Consider the following 1,240-nt stretch of genomic DNA (forward strand, 5'->3'; position numbering starts at 1 on the left):
TATCAGGTGTCTACCAAACAGGGGTCAGGTCCTTGTCATAGGAGTCACCCACCGTCCCAGTCGACGCTGCGATACCGTGCTCAGCCAGGCGCTCGTTGTAGACGATGCTCACATATTGTGAGCCGTGGTCTGAATGGTGAATCAAGCCCGTTGTTTCTTTGGCGCACACGATCGCCTGGTTGAGCGCTTGCAGCGGCAAGGCTTCGGTGCGCATCGAATCCGACAGCGCCCATCCGACGATCCTCCGGGAGAATACATCGGTCACGAACGCGGTGTACACAAAGCCTTTCCTGGTGCGCACGTAGGTAATGTCCGCCACCCACAGCCGATGAGGGCCAGGAGCCCTAAATTCACGATTTACCAAGTCTGGGCGCAGATCAGGCACGTTAGGCTTACGGGTTGTGATAGGTGACCTGCCTTTGCCTTTGCCAGAAACACCGGCCAGGCGCATCAACCGAGCAGTTTGTTCACGACCGATATCAATTCCGTCACGGCGGAGAGCATGCCACATTTTCCGCACACCGTAGACACCGTAATTATCGCGATGAACAGCACTAATGTGTTCAATCAGCACAGCATCGCGAAGGCGACGAGCACTTAATCCACGGGCTTTAGACTGGCGGTACCCGCGCGAAGTAAGGAAGCCGCCTTCACGATGGGTGTTTAACGTCTGGCAGATGAACTCGACTGAGAAACGATTCCGATGCTCATCAATGAACCGGATCATTTCCGACGTTTCGGGTCGAGTTCGGATGCGAAAAAAGCCGAAGCGGCTTTCAACAACTCGTTGGTGTCCCGCAGCTCTTGATTTTCTCGACGCAACCGTGCGTTTTCTGCAGCAAGGTCCTCGGGCATTGATTCCACAACACGACCTTCGCGACGAGCGGCCTGCGTCCATTGCCTCGCCGTGTGCCACGAGACGCCCAGCTTTGGTGCCACGATCTTGCAGGCTGCCTGCATGGAAATGTTCTCCGCCAGGATGCGGTCTTCCACGAGACGGACCACACGGTCCTTCGCATCCTGATCAAATTTTCTCGGCATGTTCCAAATTTTCCCATCTACTCAAACGGAACAAAACCTGGGGCACTTCAAGGCTTACGCCTGGTAGTAATGCATCGACGCCGTTTGCTAAAGCCTTTTAACCCCATGGATTTCATGATGCGTGCAACTTTCTTGTGATTTATCGGGCCGAAATCCGTATCACTGTTGAGGCTTGCGGCGATGCGTTTAGCACCATAAA

2 protein-coding genes and 1 pseudogene are annotated in these 1,240 nt (G+C 54.4%); all 3 read right to left on the reverse strand.

Going from position 1 to position 1,240, the window contains the following annotated elements; all coding sequences use genetic code 11:
- Nucleotides 1-10: 10 nt before the first annotated feature.
- On the reverse strand, nt 11-727 hold the full coding sequence (locus tag HMPREF3169_RS06585; protein ID WP_168162317.1) for an IS3 family transposase: 717 nt from the start codon (nt 725-727) through the stop codon (nt 11-13).
- Nucleotides 724-1,087, reverse strand: a pseudogene (locus tag HMPREF3169_RS13395) (transposase). Before HMPREF3169_RS13395 ends, HMPREF3169_RS06585 begins: the two are co-directional and overlap by 4 nt.
- Nucleotide 1,088: 1 nt before the next feature.
- A partial coding sequence (locus HMPREF3169_RS13595; protein WP_148132110.1) for an IS3 family transposase occupies nt 1,089-1,240 on the reverse strand: 152 nt, incomplete at its 5' end.

The sequence above is a fragment of the Corynebacterium sp. HMSC08C04 genome (genome assembly GCF_001807495.1).
Classification (GTDB): Bacteria; Actinomycetota; Actinomycetes; order Mycobacteriales; family Mycobacteriaceae; genus Corynebacterium; species Corynebacterium simulans.

Bases quoted from the DNA above. Each gene is read 5' to 3' on its own strand.
- HMPREF3169_RS06585 (WP_168162317.1), bottom strand. From the start codon at position 727: ATGATCCGGTTCATTGATGAGCATCGGAATCGTTTCTCAGTCGAGTTC.